The organism is Pantoea eucrina (assembly GCF_020079945.1).
GTDB lineage: Bacteria > Pseudomonadota > Gammaproteobacteria > Enterobacterales > Enterobacteriaceae > Pantoea > Pantoea eucrina.
Genome location: NZ_CP083448.1, coordinates 2,484,044 through 2,499,147 on the forward strand (window position 1 = coordinate 2,484,044; position 15,104 = coordinate 2,499,147).

At 57.8% G+C, this 15,104-nt stretch carries 14 protein-coding genes; 1 reads left to right on the forward strand and 13 read right to left on the reverse strand.

Going from position 1 to position 15,104, the window contains the following annotated elements; genetic code table 11:
- Positions 1 to 153: 153 nt before the first annotated feature.
- The 9 genes from der to ndk all read right to left on the reverse strand — a co-directional run bounded on the left by der (position 154) and on the right by ndk (position 9,819).
- Positions 154 to 1,638 carry a ribosome biogenesis GTPase Der gene (der, locus tag LAC65_RS11860; protein WP_039379608.1) on the reverse strand — a complete coding sequence of 495 codons (1,485 nt, stop codon included), beginning with the start codon at positions 1,636 to 1,638 and terminating at the stop codon, positions 154 to 156.
- 174 nt (positions 1,639 to 1,812) lie between these two features.
- Positions 1,813 to 2,994, reverse strand: a complete 1,182-nt coding sequence (gene bamB, locus LAC65_RS11865; protein WP_039379610.1) for an outer membrane protein assembly factor BamB — start codon at positions 2,992 to 2,994, stop codon at positions 1,813 to 1,815.
- A 19-nt stretch (positions 2,995 to 3,013) separates the two neighbouring features.
- A complete protein-coding gene (locus LAC65_RS11870; RefSeq protein ID WP_039379613.1) occupies positions 3,014 to 3,631 on the reverse strand; it encodes a YfgM family protein in 618 nt (205 codons plus the stop codon).
- Between the two features lie 39 nt (positions 3,632 to 3,670).
- On the reverse strand, positions 3,671 to 4,945 hold the full coding sequence (hisS, locus tag LAC65_RS11875; protein ID WP_039379615.1) for a histidine--tRNA ligase: 1,275 nt from the start codon (positions 4,943 to 4,945) through the stop codon (positions 3,671 to 3,673).
- Positions 4,946 to 5,052: 107 nt separating this feature from the next.
- Positions 5,053 to 6,174 (reverse strand): flavodoxin-dependent (E)-4-hydroxy-3-methylbut-2-enyl-diphosphate synthase, encoded by a 1,122-nt coding sequence (gene ispG / locus LAC65_RS11880; protein WP_039379618.1) that lies wholly within the window; start codon positions 6,172 to 6,174, stop codon positions 5,053 to 5,055.
- A gap of 38 nt (positions 6,175 to 6,212) precedes the next feature.
- The gene (gene rodZ / locus LAC65_RS11885; protein WP_039379621.1) at positions 6,213 to 7,235 is read right to left on the reverse strand and encodes a cytoskeleton protein RodZ; all 1,023 of its coding nucleotides are present in this window, start codon (positions 7,233 to 7,235) and stop codon (positions 6,213 to 6,215) included.
- Positions 7,225 to 7,959 carry a type IV pilus biogenesis/stability protein PilW gene (gene pilW, locus LAC65_RS11890; RefSeq protein ID WP_039379624.1) on the reverse strand — a complete coding sequence of 245 codons (735 nt, stop codon included), beginning with the start codon at positions 7,957 to 7,959 and terminating at the stop codon, positions 7,225 to 7,227. The genes rodZ and pilW overlap by 11 nt, the downstream gene beginning before the upstream one ends.
- Before the next feature lie 72 nt (positions 7,960 to 8,031).
- Entirely contained in the window at positions 8,032 to 9,201 is a 1,170-nt protein-coding gene (gene rlmN, locus LAC65_RS11895; RefSeq protein WP_039379627.1) for a dual-specificity RNA methyltransferase RlmN, read from the reverse strand.
- Between the two features lie 186 nt (positions 9,202 to 9,387).
- Positions 9,388 to 9,819, reverse strand: a complete 432-nt coding sequence (ndk, locus tag LAC65_RS11900; RefSeq protein WP_039379630.1) for a nucleoside-diphosphate kinase — start codon at positions 9,817 to 9,819, stop codon at positions 9,388 to 9,390.
- A 314-nt stretch (positions 9,820 to 10,133) separates the two neighbouring features.
- On the opposite strand from ndk, the gene sseA reads away from it, so the two are divergent.
- Positions 10,134 to 10,976, forward strand: a complete 843-nt coding sequence (gene sseA / locus LAC65_RS11905; protein ID WP_039385610.1) for a 3-mercaptopyruvate sulfurtransferase — start codon at positions 10,134 to 10,136, stop codon at positions 10,974 to 10,976.
- 95 nt (positions 10,977 to 11,071) lie between these two features.
- Here the strand turns inward: sseA and sseB are convergent, their stop codons facing one another.
- The 4 genes from sseB to iscR form a co-directional block, all read right to left on the reverse strand.
- Positions 11,072 to 11,839 carry an enhanced serine sensitivity protein SseB gene (gene sseB, locus LAC65_RS11910; RefSeq protein ID WP_039379633.1) on the reverse strand — a complete coding sequence of 256 codons (768 nt, stop codon included), beginning with the start codon at positions 11,837 to 11,839 and terminating at the stop codon, positions 11,072 to 11,074.
- Between the two features lie 51 nt (positions 11,840 to 11,890).
- Positions 11,891 to 13,177, reverse strand: a complete 1,287-nt coding sequence (gene pepB, locus LAC65_RS11915) for an aminopeptidase PepB (protein WP_039385612.1) — start codon at positions 13,175 to 13,177, stop codon at positions 11,891 to 11,893.
- 60 nt (positions 13,178 to 13,237) lie between these two features.
- Complete coding sequence (locus LAC65_RS11920; protein ID WP_039379636.1) at positions 13,238 to 14,407, reverse strand: IscS subfamily cysteine desulfurase; 1,170 nt, start codon at positions 14,405 to 14,407, stop codon at positions 13,238 to 13,240.
- A gap of 178 nt (positions 14,408 to 14,585) precedes the next feature.
- On the reverse strand, positions 14,586 to 15,083 hold the full coding sequence (gene iscR, locus LAC65_RS11925) for a Fe-S cluster assembly transcriptional regulator IscR (protein WP_039379638.1): 498 nt from the start codon (positions 15,081 to 15,083) through the stop codon (positions 14,586 to 14,588).
- Positions 15,084 to 15,104 lie beyond the last annotated feature (21 nt).

Genomic DNA, 15,104 nt, shown 5'->3' on the forward strand with positions numbered 1-15,104 from the left:
CTATAAGGCGGCAGGATTGTACCAGATGGTACAATTGAAAGTGAACGATCATAACGCAGGGTTTACCGGCCAATAGCATTTTTGCTACATCTGCCGGGCTAAGCCGCTGTTAAATCACAGGCAAAAAAAAGAGCCCGGCGGGCTCTTTTTTACTTAACGCTTATTCTTTTTCAGGTGCGCCAGCAGACGCTTGCGCTTGCGCTGCTGCGTCGGCGTCAGCAGATTGCGTTTGCCGGCATACGGGTTATCACCCTCTTTGAACTGGATACGGATTGGCGTACCCATAACGTTCAGCGAGCGACGGAAGTAGTTCATCAGATAACGCTTGTAGGAATCGGGCAGATCTTTTACCTGATTACCATGGATGACCACGATAGGCGGGTTGTATCCACCGGCGTGCGCATATTTCAGCTTAACGCGACGGCCCCGCACCAGCGGCGGCTGATGATCTTCTGCTGCCATATTCATAATCCGCGTCAGCATGGAGGTGTTTACGCGTTTGGTTGAGCAGTCGTACGCTTCCGTTACGGATTCAAACAGGTTACCTACGCCGCTGCCGTGCAGCGCCGAAATAAAGTGTACGCGGGCAAAATCGATAAAGCCGAGACGATAATCCAGCGTCTCTTTCACTTCATCTTTTACTTCCTGCGACAGGCCATCCCATTTGTTGACCACAATCACCAGCGAACGTCCGCTGTTGAGGATAAAGCCCAGCAGGGAGAGATCCTGGTCGGAGATACCGGCACGCGCGTCAATCACCAGCATCACGACGTTAGCATCTTCGATCGCCTGCAGGGTTTTGATCACCGAAAATTTCTCAACGGTATCGGTGATCTTGCCACGCTTGCGCACCCCGGCGGTGTCGATCAGGACATATTCGCGCTCGTCACGCTCCATCGGGATATAGATGCTGTCACGCGTCGTGCCTGGCATGTCATAGACTACCACGCGATCTTCACCAAGAATACGGTTAGTGAGCGTTGACTTACCTACGTTAGGACGACCCACGATAGCCAGCTTAATCGGCAGGCCGGTCGGATCAAACTCCTCTTCCTCTTCCGCCTCTTCGCCACTCTCTTCTGCGGCTAATGCGGCCCAGTAGGCTTCGTTTTCATCCTCTTCGCTGACTTCCTGCGGGTCTGCCACGTCCATCCACGGCAGCAGCGCGGTTTCCAGCAGCGAGGTAACGCCGCGACCGTGCGAGGCGGCAATCGGATGAATATCACCCAGACCTAGCGCGTAAAAGTCCAGCACGGCGGCATCGGCGTCCAGGCCATCCGTTTTGTTCGCTACGAGGAACGTCGCTTTTTCACGGGAGCGCAGATGGTTAGCGATCTGCTGATCCGCCGGCATAACGCCTGCGCGGGCATCAACCATGAACAGCACCACATCCGCTTCTTCAATCGCCAGCAGCGACTGCTCCGCCATGCGGTTCTCTACGCCCTCTTCGGTGCCATCAATACCGCCGGTATCGATAACAATAAATTCGCGCCCTTCCACTTCGGCGCGACCATATTTGCGATCGCGAGTCAGTCCAGGGAAATCGGCCACTAACGCATCACGGGTGCGCGTTAAGCGGTTAAACAGCGTGGATTTCCCCACATTGGGACGCCCAACCAGCGCGACCACAGGTACCATAACACTTGCCTCAGTTTAAAAATGAATCGCCCGAATGGCGTGAGTATAACGACATTTGCCGCCCGCTTCAGGCTTAAGGCGCCTAGAATATCACGCCTGACAAAAAACAGAACGGCTCCTGACGAATCAGGAGCCGTAATTACTGACGGAAATCCATTCCCGCGCGCTCAGGACTTAACGGCTGATGGCGTAAACCTCGCCGCCTTTCGCCTGAATCAGCAGTCTGTCACCGGCCACAACCGGCTCGGTCTGGAAGCCGTCGCTGTCCAGTTTCTGCTGCGCCACAAAGCGGCCATCCAGCGTGTTGATCCAGTGCACGTAACCTTCGCTGTCTGCCACAACCAGATAACCGTTAAACAGCACCGGTGCCGTCAGATTACGGTGCAGCAGATCGCTCTGACGCCACAGCGCTACGCCGCCATCGGCGTTAAGCGCTATCACGCGGTCGTCCTGATCCACCAGATAGATGCGTCCGGCGTCGACAATCAAATCTTTAACGCCGCCGATTTCACGCTTCCACATAATCTGACCGGAACGCAGGTCGAGTGCGGTCAGGTTACCGTTGTACGCCAGCGCATAGACCACGCCATTAACGATAACCGGCGTGGTATCGACGTCACTCAGACGATCGATCTCCGTCGCGCCGCTCGGCTGTGAAATGCGCTGCTGCCAGATCAACTGACCCTGGTTCAGGATCACCGCGCTGACGCGACCGTTATCACCGCCAACGATAGCGCCGCCAAAGGCGACCGCAGGCGCAGACTCACCGCGCAGCGAAAGCGCCGGCATATCGAGATTCACGGTCCATTTTACCGCACCGCTGCTCTGATCCAGTCCCTGCAGCATACCGTTACTGGTGTGAACCAGTACCAGGCCATCGCTGACCACCGGACGGGAGAGCGCTTCACCGGCGACTTTGGTCTGCCACGTCAGCGAGCCGTCGCTGCTGTTGAGTGCAAATACCTGCCCGCGCTCGCTGCCAATATAGATCCGATCGCCGCTGGCGGTGACGCCGCCGGAGAGCAGCGCAGAGATGTTTTTCGAGAAGAAACCAGTCTTCTCAGAGAGATCGACTTTCCACTTCTCTTTACCGTTGCTGGCATCCAGCGCCTTTACCACGCCAAAACGGTCGGCAGCGTAAACGGTGCCGTCCAGCCATTCCGGATGCAGGTTGGAGTAGAAATCGCCAATGCCGTCGCCTACTGACGTGCTCCAGACAGTTTCCGGCGTGAACTGATTTTCCACTTTCGGCAGCGGAGCCATCTTCACTACATCTTCTTCGCCGCTGAATAGCGAGCAACCGCTGAGCAGAGTGACGGAAATCAGCCCTGGCAGCAGGTATTTACGTAATTCCATGTGCGCTCTCTTGTCTGGCTTAACTTAAGTTATCTATTTTCATCTGCAGCATCTGCTTCAGTGCCGGAGAAGCCTGCGAACCCGCGCCTTTACTCCAGGCATCGCGCGCGCCCTGCTTGTCGCCTTTGCTCAGCAATGCTTCACCGCGAATATCTGCCACAATCGCGCTCCAGCCGTCACCCTTAACGTTATCCAGGGTAGCCAGCGCGGCATCAGCCTGCTTCTGCTGCAGCTGAATACGCGCCAGACGCAGGTTGATAACCGCCTGCAGATTGGCATCTTTGGTGTCGTTTAGTCCTTTCTGCAGCAGCGCAATGGCTTTATCAAGCTGGCTGGTCTCAACGTACTGCTTCGCCAGGTCCAGCGCGGCCAGTGCACCGTAGGTATTGCTGTTTTCGCTGGCGAAGCTGGCAACGGCCTCCAGGCTTTCCGGTTTATCCGCCTGCATCGCGCTGGTGAGCTGCTGATACTCCGCAGATGCCGCTTTGCCTGAATTTTCCTGATGCGAACTCCAGTAGCGCCAGCCGCCCAGCGCCGCGATCCCTACTACCACGCCAATCGCCAGTGCTTTGCCGTTATCGGCGAAAAAGCGGCGCAGCGCATCAACCTGTTCATTCTCGTTGCTGTAAACTTCCACGCAATCCCTCTCCTTAAAATGGCTGTTGCCGCGTGCTGCTTACTGCAGCAGCGTCTGCAACGTCGCAGCGGCGTCCTGCTGAGCCAGCGTCTGCTGGTCGCCGGTGCGCAGATCTTTAATCACCACCTGGCCCGCTTTCACTTCATCTTCGCCGAGCACCAGCGCAATGCGTGCGCCCCATTTATCTGCACGGGCAAACTGCTTTTTAAAGTTGCCGCCGCCGAAGTTGGTCATCAGCTTCAGCGCCGGGTTGGCATCACGCAGCGTTTCCGCCAGCTGCATAGCCGCAGACTGAACGCCCTGCCCTGAAGCGATAACATAGACATCAACAACCCGCGTCGGTTCAAATTCAGGATTCACCGCCTGCACCAGCAGCACCAGCCGCTCCAGACCCATGGCAAATCCTACCGCTGGCGTGGCTCGTCCGCCCAGCTGCTCAACCAGGCCATCGTAACGCCCGCCGCCGCATACGGTGCCCTGCGAGCCGAGGCTGCTGGTGACCCACTCAAAGACGGTGCGGTTGTAGTAGTCGAGGCCGCGCACCAGACGCTGGTTGACGCGATAACGAATACCGGCATCATCCAGCAGCGCGCAGAGTCCGGTGAAGTGGGCGCGCGACTCTTCATCCAGGAATTCGCCCAGCGTTGGCGCATCATTCAGCAGCGCCTGAATTTCCGGATTTTTGCTGTCCAGCACGCGCAGCGGATTGGTGTACATGCGGCGTTTGCAATCTTCATCCAGCACATCCTGATGCTGCTCCAGAAACGCCACCAGCGCACTGCGGTAGTCCGCGCGCGCCGCCAGAGAGCCGATGGAGTTCAGCTCCAGTTCAACGTGATCAGCGATGCCCAGCGCTTTCCACCAGCGCGCGGTCATCATAATCAGCTCAGCATCAACATCCGGCCCCTGCAGGCCAAACACTTCGACGCCCATCTGATGAAACTGACGATAGCGCCCTTTCTGCGGACGCTCGTAGCGAAACATCGGACCGACATACCAGAGGCGCTGCTCCTGGTTATAGAGCAGACCATGTTCAATACCGGCACGTACGCAGCCCGCCGTGCCTTCCGGGCGCAGCGTCAGGCTCTCGCCGTTACGATCTTCAAAGGTGTACATCTCTTTTTCAACCACATCGGTCACTTCACCAATGGCACGGCTGAACAGTGGGGTATGCTCGACGATTGGCAGACGGATTTCACTGTAGCCATAGCTGGCCAGCACCTGCTTCAGGGTGCCCTCGATACGCTGCCAGATTGCGGTGTCGGCTGGCAGGAAGTCGTTCATCCCGCGAATCGCTTGAATATTCTTCGCCACGTTAAAATCTCTTAATACAAAAAAACCTGTCCGGCATCATACCTTATGAGGATGAAACCGCACAGGTTCATTCATAAACTGGTACGCGCCGGGCGCGCACCGCCTGGTTATTTTTCCAGCTGCTGCACGCTGATTCGACGACTCTCATCCAGCATGGATGCCTTGGCACGAATGCGCGCTTCCAGCTGATCGATCATGTCATCGTTGTCGAGACGATCGCGTTGACGAACGCCATCCTCGTAGAAACCGCTTTTCTTGCTGCCGCCGGTAACGCCGAGCGTCGAAACGGTAGCCTCGCCCGGACCGTTGACTACGCAGCCGATAATGGAGACATCCATCGGCGTAATAATATCTTCCAGCCGTTCTTCCAGCGCATTCACGGTACCGATCACATCAAACTCCTGACGTGAGCAGGTCGGACAGGCGATAAAGTTGATCCCGCGCGAACGGATGCGCAGTGATTTCAGGATGTCATAGCCAACTTTTACCTCTTCTACCGGATCGGCTGCGAGCGAAATACGCAGCGTATCGCCGATGCCCTCTGCCAGCAGCAGACCAAGGCCGATTGCCGACTTCACCGCACCCGCGCGCGCGCCGCCCGCTTCGGTGATCCCGAGATGCAGCGGCTGATCGATCGCTTTTGCCAGCAGGCGGTAAGACTCTACGGCAAGAAACACATCAGAGGCTTTAACGCTGACTTTGAACTGATCGAAGTTCAGACGATCGAGATGATCGACATGGCGCATAGCGGATTCCAGCAGCGCCTGCGGCGTGGGTTCGCCATACTTCTCCTGCAGATCTTTCTCCAGTGAACCGGCGTTCACCCCGATACGAATCGGAATGTTGTAATGGCGGGCGCAGTCCACAACCTGACGAATACGTTCGTTGTTGCCGATGTTGCCCGGATTGATACGCAGGCAGTCAACGCCATACTCCGCCACTTTGAGAGCGATACGGTAGTCAAAGTGAATATCCGCTACCAGCGGCACGTTGACCTGTTGCTTAATCAGTTTAAAGGCTTCCGCCGCGTCCATGGTCGGTACCGAGACGCGCACGATATCCACACCCACACGCTCCAGCGCGCGGATCTGGTTAACCGTGGCTTCCACGTCGGTGGTGCGGGTATTGGTCATGGACTGAACGGCGATGGGAGCACCATCGCCGACTGGCACCTTGCCGACGTAAATACGCGTTGATTTGCGACGGATAATGGGTGCTTCGTTATGCATATTTTCTCTCCACAATTCCCCGGAAAGCGCGCTGCGCGTTATTGCGCACCCAGCGTCAGACGGGCAACCTGGTTATTACGGATAAAACGACTTAAATCAACGGGCTGATTCTGATATTGCACGTCAACCGCACGCGGTGCGCCAATTTTCAGACGATACGGAGGCGTGCCGGAGAGGCTGAGCTTGCCGCCGCTGCGCTGTATCCCGCTGAACAGTTTTTTGCCGGTTGCATCACTGACTTCCAGCCAGCAGTCGGCCTTGAAGTTCATGACCACAGCGTTGGGATCGCCTGCGGGCTGGCTGACAGCCGCGCTTGCGGTTGGCATGCTGCCGGCCGCGACGCTGTTGGCCGGTGCCGGCGAGGTGGCCGCTGGCGGCGCGTTATCAACCGGCGCCTGCGAAGGAGAAACGACCGCGTTATCACCCGAGGTGGCCGAAGAGGCCACCGGCGCGCGGGCGCTGTTATCCGCACTTCCTGCGGTGCTGCTCTGTGAGGTCACCGCGCCGGCACCGTTATCAACCGGCGTGCCGGCGGCATTGGTGTCGCTGTCACTGGTGCTGTCGGTACTGGTATCGCCCAGCGGAATAGACTGACCGCTGTCGCTGCTGCCGTTCTGATCGGCCATCGAGACCAGATCGTCCTGCGAAGCCTTATGATTCTGCCACCACCAGGCGCCGGTCAGGCCGATAACAACAAACGCCACCAGCCAGGTAAAGATCATCAGCCAGCCATCGCGCTTTTTGCGGCGCTTGCCCAGCGAGAAGCTCTGCATCGGCGCAATTTTGGCCGCGCGTACCGGCGCCTGCTTTGCCATCATCGGCAGCAGATCGTCTTCCGGTACATGAACCAGGCGGGCATAGGAGCGAATATAACCGCGCAGAAAGGTCGATGCGAGATCGGCCGGCGACTTATCCTCTTCAATGTCACGCACGGTGGAAAGTTTCAGGCACAGGCGCTCAGCGACGTTTTGCTGTGTCAGCCCCATCTGCTCACGGGCCAGACGCAGGCGTTCACCTGTGGAGTGTACTGCAGATTTTTCTTGAGTGGCTTCAGTATTCATTAGCTAAATAACGCTGGTACTGTATCGATTGTGGAAAACTTCGCGCCAACCGGTCGCCATAACGTGTAACGTCAGCAGCGTTTCCCTGTTGCGCGGCGAAACGTATCTGTAACCACAGGCTCTCTGCCGTTGCGGGCAGACGCTGATGGTAGAGTTCTAAAAGCACGGGAAGCATTTTTCCTGCCGGCTGCATCAGCTGCCGTTCACCCTCCTCCAGCAGCCAGTTTCCCTGCTCAGGTGCGGCTTCCAGCGCCTGCAGCAGCCGTTTGCGCCCGGCGGCCTCGTCGCCCGCCTGCAGATAACAATAGCCTGAAATCAGAAGGCGATCCTGACGGGCATCGCTCTCCGGCGCCACACTTGCCAGCTTAAACTGTTGATGCGCTTCGCCATACTGCCCTAATCTGCAGAGAAACGCACCGTAATTGTTAGCGACATAACCATTAGCGGGCGCTAACTGTTGTGCCCGCTGGTAGTACCGGCGCGTCTCTGTACTATTCTGCTGCGCCTGAGCGACCCGCGCCAGCGCCAGGGGCACGCGGTAATCTTCAGGAGCCACGCGCTGCGCCTGCAGCAGATTGCATTCAGCAGCCGCTAAATTATTTGCGGCTAAATAGTGCAGTCCCAGCTGCAGACGAATATCCGCCGCACGATGTGATGACGGGCCGGTGACACACCCGGTTACAACAAAGCCTGCCGCAACGGCAATACCTAATCCTTTTAGCATAGCGCTCTCCCTGCGAATAAACCGGGAGAGTGCCACGCTTTACGCCCGCAGCGAATCGGTGGGCGTGCGGTTTCAGATCGCCTTCACAGAGATAGCGTCACCCGCCATCTTTTTACGCAGCGTACGCTTGGTACGGTCGATCACATCGCCCGCCAGCTGGCCGCAGGCCGCATCGATATCATCGCCGCGGGTTTTACGCACGATAGTGGTAAAGCCATAGTCCATCAGCACTTTAGAGAAGCGATCGATACGGCTGTTGGAGCTGCGGCCATAAGGGGCTCCCGGGAAGGGGTTCCATGGGATCAGGTTGATCTTGCAGGGCGTATCCTTCAGCAGCGCTGCCAGCTCATGCGCATTGTCGGTGCTGTCGTTGATATGGTCCAGCATCACATACTCAATGGTCACGCGGCCCTGATTGGCATTGGATTTGCCGATATAGCGCTTCACCGCCGCCAGGAAGGTTTCGATATTATATTTTTTGTTGATCGGGACAATTTCATCGCGAATGGTATCGTTCGGCGCGTGCAGCGAGATCGCCAGCGCTACGTCAATCATATCGCCAAGCTTATCCAGCGCGGGCACAACGCCTGAGGTGGAGAGCGTGACGCGGCGCTTGGAGAGGCCAAAGCCAAAATCATCCAGCATAATATCCATCGCCGGCACGACGTTGTTCAGGTTGAGCAGCGGCTCACCCATGCCCATCATCACCACGTTGGTAATAGGACGCTGGCCGGTGACTTTCGCGGCGCCAATAATTTTGGCCGCGCGCCATACCTGACCAATAATTTCGGAAACGCGCAGGTTGCGGTTAAAACCCTGCTGCGCCGTAGAGCAGAATTTGCACTCCAGCGCGCAGCCTACCTGAGAAGAGACGCACAGCGTGGCGCGCTCCGCCTCCGGAATATAGACCGTCTCCACCAGCTGATCGCCTACGCGAATCGCCCATTTGATGGTGCCGTCGCTGGAGCGCATCTCCTCCGCTACTTCCGGCGCGCGGATCTCTGCGCGCTGCATCAGCTTGCCGCGCAGCACTTTGTTGATATCCGTCATCTGCTCGAAATCGTCGCAGCAGTAGTGGTAAATCCACTTCATGACCTGATCGGCACGGAACGGCTTCTCGCCCATTTCGATAAAAAATTCACGCATCTGCTGACGATTGAGATCGAGCAGGTTAATTTTTTCGTTTTTAGGAGAAACCACGGCGGGGGACGCGTCAGCTGGCGTCACAATCTGTTCAGACATAATAATCTCTGGCCTCGTTGTTACACGTTACGGCTCTGGTTAGGAAGAAGAAAAAACAGCGCCCCGGCTGAGCCAGGCTCAACAGGGGCGCATTATTGTACTATAACTGCGGCACGATGCCAGGGTAACCGTTTTACGCCAGCGTAAAAGGTGTAAACTCCCCTGTCCGCTTCAGCCGCAATGCACTTAGCGGGTGCGCGCGCAGACTTCGTTTTCAGCGAAGAAGTAAGCGATTTCACGGGCAGCAGACTCTGCAGAGTCAGAGCCGTGGGTCGCGTTTTCGGTGAAGCTGTCCGCGTAATCTGCACGCAGGGTGCCTGCCAGTGCGTTGTCCGGGTTGGTAGCACCCATCAGGTCACGGTGACGCTGAACGGCATTTTCGCCTTCCAGAACAGAAACCACTACCGGGCCAGAGGTCATGAACTCAACCAGACCATCAAAGAATGGACGGCCTTTGTGCTCAGCGTAGAAGCCTTCAGCCTGCTCTTTGGTCAGGTGCAGCATTTTTGCGCCAACGATTTTGAAGCCCGCGCTCTCAAAACGGTTGTAGATAGCACCGATAACGTTCTTAGCAACGGCGTTTGGTTTAATGATGGAGAAAGTACGTTCGATTGCCATGATTACCTCTGAATTAGCATCCTGAATAAACCGGGAACCCTCTCCCGGTAAGAAAAACGCGCCGATTATAGGGAGATCGACGCGTGTTGCCTATGAGTGATTGGTGGAATTATTGAAAATAATTACTTTTTGCGGTGCAGGCTGCACCGTGACGCACCCGCCACGGGTTTACGCCCTGTGCTGCAGGCCGGATATCTTCAGCAGAACAGATGCTGCATTTTCATCCCGCGGCGCTCACTTTAGCCATTGCGGGCTTGAGATAGCCTGCACATTCCCGGAGACTGACCTTTTCCGCAAGAAGAGAGAAGATGGCAATGACGGTTCCCCTGTTTGTATCTGCTGAGTGGCTGCATGAGCACTACGGTGATGAAGAAGTACAGGTGCTGGATGCGCGCATGGTTCCGCCGGGTCAGGATGCAGTGCGCGATGTCACCGCAGAGTATCTGGCCAGTCACCTGCCGCAGGCAGCTTTCTTTAATATTGAAGCGCTTTCCGATCACACCAGCCCTTACCCGCATATGATGCCCCGCCCGGAGAGTTTTGCTGTCGCAATGCGTGAGCTGGGGGTGGTGCAGGATAAGCATCTGATTGTGTATGACGAGGGTAATCTCTTCTCTGCCCCGCGCGCCTGGTGGATGCTGCGCACCTTTGGCTGTCAGCGCATCTCCATTCTGGCCGGCGGTCTGCAGGGCTGGAAAGCCGCAGGTTTGACTACCGCAGACGGCCCGGTGGCGCTGCCGGAAGGTGACTTCGCGGCACACTTCGACAGCAGTCAGGTGAAGCGACTGAACGATGTACTGCTGCTCAGCCATGAAGGAGGCGCGCAGATTGTGGACGCGCGCGCAGCAAACCGCTTTAACGCTGAGGTGGATGAGCCGCGTCCCGGCCTGCTGCGCGGACATATTCCGTACAGCCTGAATCTGCCGTGGAACAGTCTGGTGGAGAATGGCGCGCTGAAACCCGCCGCCGAGCTGCGTCAGCAGTTTGCGCAGGCAGGCGTGGCGCTGGATAAGCCCATCGTTGCCAGCTGCGGCTCGGGCGTAACGGCGGTGGTGCTGATTCTGGCGCTGACGGCGCTGGGCGTCCGCGACGCAACGCTCTATGACGGCTCCTGGGGCGAATGGGGCAGCCGCGACGATTTACCGATTGAAAAATAGTCACCTGCCTGAAACCAGGGCGCCATGAATGGCGCCCCTACAGGGAATTCCCGCGTTATGCGCGTGCCAGGGCCATACGCATCAACATACGATGGTTAAATGATGCGCTGGCTGCCTTTAAAATCGCGCAGGAAACTGCCCCAGCGCCGCTCATAAAATGGCGTGATATGCGCGGTAAAAAAATGGCTGACGCCATGCTGTCCGGCATCCACTTCGCAGATATCAACAGGAGCATCATCGGTCAGCGTATCGGTCGCCACGCTGCCTGCGGCCTGAATAATTTCATCGATATCACTGTCAGCTTCTATACCAATCAGCAGATTAGGCGCTTCGTTCACGCTTTCACGCAGGCTGGCAATGTAGGCGCGGCGCACCTGTTTATATTTAGCAAACAGCTGGGTCAGGGAGTCGATCATCTGTGCCGGCGGCTCAGCTACCTCCGACAGCAGCAGCGCGTGGCCGCCCTCCAGCACTGTCTGCTGGCTCAGCGCACTTCCCTCCTCACCCAGCAGATGCGCGATTTCACCCGGCGTAAACTCTTTACCCGCTGGTAATTTCGGGTTCAGAAACAGCGCTTCCCCCAGCGTCATCTCAAACAGCGTACGCGCCGGCAGGCGCAGCCACGGCTGTTCATCCGTTATCGCTTCGCGCATAGCCGCCTCAGAGCTGAAGAACGGGATCACGCTACCGCCTCCCTCTTTCTCCCAGTGCTGTAACTCGACGGGCGAGGTCGCGTTAAACTGTTCAGCCGGGCTTTCGCCTGGCACCCAGACATCTGCGGCCAGCAACAGCTGAAAAAACTCCGGGCGATGCGCCGGCTCGGTGGCCGCCAGCTTCAGCACCTCTTCAAGACGATTACTCATGCGTGTTTCATTCCAAAAAAGCGGGCAGGAGCCAGCCTGCCCGAAGCGGGATTATTTCAGTAACAGGTTGGCAAGGGTACGCACGCCGAGTCCGGTTGCGCCTGCTGACCACTGATCCACCGCGCTTTTGCGATAGGTGGCGGAGCAGTCGATATGCAGCCAGCCCTGCTGATATTTTTCAACAAACCACGAGAGGAATGCGGCCGCGCTGCTGGCGCCGGCGGCGTGAGCCGGGCTGGCGATGTTGTTGAGATCGGCAAAATTTGACGGCAGATGGCTGCGGTGGAACTCCGCCAGCGGCAGACGCCAGAACGCTTCATTTTCGCCGGTGGCGCTGCCCAGCAGCGACTCAGCCAGCACATCGTCGAAGGTAAACAGCGCATGATAGTCGTTGCCGAGCGCCGTTTTGGCTGCGCCGGTCAGCGTGGCAGCATCAATCAGCAGCTCCGGCTTCTGCTCGCTGGCGTCAATCAGGCCATCCGCCAGCACCAGACGCCCTTCCGCATCGGTGTTCATCACCTCAACGGTTTTACCGTTGCGGTAGCGGATGATATCGCCAAGACGGAATGCGTTGCCGCTGACCATGTTATCGGCACAGCAGAGATAGAGTTTTACGCGCTTCGTCAGCCCGCGGGCAATCGCCAGCGCCAGCGCGCCGGTGACGGTCGCCGCTCCGCCCATATCGGACTTCATAGAGTCCATAAATGCGCTCTGCTTCAGGCTGTAGCCGCCGGTATCAAAGGTGATCCCTTTACCGACCAGACAGGCGTAAACCGGCGCATCTGCGTCACCGGTCGGGTTGAAGTCAAGCGCCAGCAGTACCGGCACGCGCGACGAACCACGCCCAACGGTATGGATACCGCTATACCCCTGCTCGCGCAGATCTTCGCCTTTAGTGATGCGATAGCTGACGGCATCGCCACCCGCGTCTCTGATCAGATCGATAGCGCTGTGCGCCAGCTGTTCCGGGCTCAGGTCTTCCGCGGGCAGGTTAATGGTATCGCGCACCCAGTCAATAATCTGCAGACGACGATCGAATTCAGCGCGATCGCTGTCGCTGAGCGCCGGCCATTCCACCTGGCGCGCGCCTTTCGGGCTGCGATAGCCCTGCCAGAATGCCCAGCACTTTTCCAGATCCCAGTCGTCACCGCACAGCGCAACGTGACGGATCCCCTGGCTGTCGAGCTTGCGCGCCGCGCGCTGAATCGTCAGCAGCGCATCACTGCCCGTAAGGTGCAGCGTCATACCACTCTCGCTGCTGCTCAGCAGGGCTTTTTCGCCCCAGCGCGCATCAGCAGGCTGCGTGCTGAGCGTAATATTCATCGGTTGTGTTGTCATCGCGTCGCTCCGTTTACGTTTGGTCTCATTCCACGCCAGACCGGCGCGGAGTGGCATGGATCAGCGGGCGGCTGCCGGGGCAACGGCCCGCATCCGGCTGACGGCTTTATTGACCAGCGCAATTGCGTAGTCAATCTCCTCCTGCGTGGTGAAACGCCCCAGCGAAAAGCGCAGCGAACTGTAGGCCAGCTCCGGCTCAACGCCCATTGCGCGCAGCACATAGGAGGGTTCCAGGCTCGCCGAGGTACAGGCTGAGCCGGATGAAAGCGCCAGATCTTTCAGCGCCATAATCAGTGATTCACCCTCAACCTGCGCAAAGCTGATGTTGAGGATATTTGGCGCGCTGTGCGTCAGCGAGCCGTTGAGCTGTACGCCGCTCAGCTGGCTGATACCCTGCCAGAGCCGCTGACGCAGCGTGGCGAGTCGCGTCATCTCTTCTGCCATCACCTCGCCTGCCAGCGCATAGGCTTCACCCATACCGACAATCTGATGCACCGGTAGCGTTCCGGAACGCATACCGCGCTCGTGCCCGCCGCCGTGCATCTGTGCGTCAATTTTCACCTGCGGCCTGCGGCGTACCCAGAGCGCACCAATGCCTTTCGGTCCATAGAGCTTATGCGCCGAAAACGACATCAGATCCACCGGCAGCGTGCTGACGTCGAGCGGCAGCTTGCCCACGCTCTGCGTGGCGTCCACGTGGAACACAATGTCACGCGCGTGACAGAGCGCGCCCAGCGCCGCAATATCCTGAACGACACCCGTTTCGTTGTTCACGTGCATCAGCGACACCAGCACGGTATCGTCGCGCAGCGCGGCCGCCAGCATATCCGGTGTGACAATACCGTCGCTGCCGGGCGTCAGCCAGGTCACATCAAAACCTTCGCGCGCCAGCTGCAGGCAGCTGTCGAGTACCGCTTTATGTTCCGTCTGGCTGGTAATAATATGGCGTCCACGCGCCTGACGGGCGTGCGCTGCCCCTTTAATGGCGAGGTTATCCGCTTCGGTCGCGCCGGAAGTAAAGACTATTTCGCGCGGATCGGCGTTAACCAGCGCCGCAATCTGATTGCGGGCAACATCCACCGCCTCTTCAGCCTGCCAGCCAAAGCGGTGGGAACGGGATGCGGGATTACCGAAGGTGCCATCCAGCGTCAGACACTGCATCATTCTGCTGGCGACCCGTGGATCCACAGGCGTGGTCGCTGCGTAATCCAGATAGATCGGTAATTTCATGGCGCTGTAACTCCGTAAAATAAAACACAGGTCTTTATAGCATGATTCAGCCTGCAGAGAGTAAACCGGTCATGCGGCCGGTGACGGGAGCGCTAACAGCACAAAGCCCCGGGGGCTTAATCGCTAAGCGCCCGGGGCTTTGTAAAAGTCAGTCTTCAGTCAGGCAATACGATTGCGATCAGGCACGCAGATTAACGTTGATGGTTTCCTGCACGCGGTGCTGCTGAAAACGGCGGTTATCCACGCTGTTCTGACGATCGGCAACATCCAGGATTTCCTGATTATTTACCAGCTCAGCCAGCGTAATATTGTTCAGGAAATCGCTGATGCGCTCGCTGAGATCGCGCCACAGAACGTGAGTCAGGCAGCGTTCGCCACCCTGACAGCCCTCTTTACCCTGACATTTGGTCGCATCCACCGACTCATCTACCGCAGTGATCACCGCCCCCACTGCGATAGCATTGGCATCTTTGCCCAGCAGATAACCGCCACCCGGCCCGCGCACGCTGGCAACCAGGCCGTGCTTACGCAGACGCGAGAACAGCTGTTCCAGATAGGAGAGTGAAATCCCCTGACGCTCGGAAATATCCGCCAGCGGTACCGGCCCCTCATGCGAATGCAGGGCTACGTCCAGCATAGCGGTAACGGCATAGCGTCCTTTGGATGTCAGTCTCATAGCGTAAAACCTCGTCGGCAT

Coding starts and splice junctions, on each gene's coding strand:
- der (WP_039379608.1), bottom strand. CDS start 1,638: ATGGTACCTGTGGTCGCGCTGGTTGGGCGTCCCAATGTGGGGAAATCC.
- bamB (WP_039379610.1), bottom strand. CDS start 2,994: ATGGAATTACGTAAATACCTGCTGCCAGGGCTGATTTCCGTCACTCTG.
- ispG (WP_039379618.1), bottom strand. CDS start 6,174: ATGCATAACGAAGCACCCATTATCCGTCGCAAATCAACGCGTATTTAC.
- rodZ (WP_039379621.1), bottom strand. CDS start 7,235: ATGAATACTGAAGCCACTCAAGAAAAATCTGCAGTACACTCCACAGGT.
- pilW (WP_039379624.1), bottom strand. CDS start 7,959: ATGCTAAAAGGATTAGGTATTGCCGTTGCGGCAGGCTTTGTTGTAACC.
- rlmN (WP_039379627.1), bottom strand. CDS start 9,201: ATGTCTGAACAGATTGTGACGCCAGCTGACGCGTCCCCCGCCGTGGTT.
- ndk (WP_039379630.1), bottom strand. CDS start 9,819: ATGGCAATCGAACGTACTTTCTCCATCATTAAACCAAACGCCGTTGCT.
- sseA (WP_039385610.1), top strand. CDS start 10,134: ATGACGGTTCCCCTGTTTGTATCTGCTGAGTGGCTGCATGAGCACTAC.
- sseB (WP_039379633.1), bottom strand. CDS start 11,839: ATGAGTAATCGTCTTGAAGAGGTGCTGAAGCTGGCGGCCACCGAGCCG.
- pepB (WP_039385612.1), bottom strand. CDS start 13,177: ATGACAACACAACCGATGAATATTACGCTCAGCACGCAGCCTGCTGAT.
- LAC65_RS11920 (WP_039379636.1), bottom strand. CDS start 14,407: ATGAAATTACCGATCTATCTGGATTACGCAGCGACCACGCCTGTGGAT.
- iscR (WP_039379638.1), bottom strand. CDS start 15,083: ATGAGACTGACATCCAAAGGACGCTATGCCGTTACCGCTATGCTGGAC.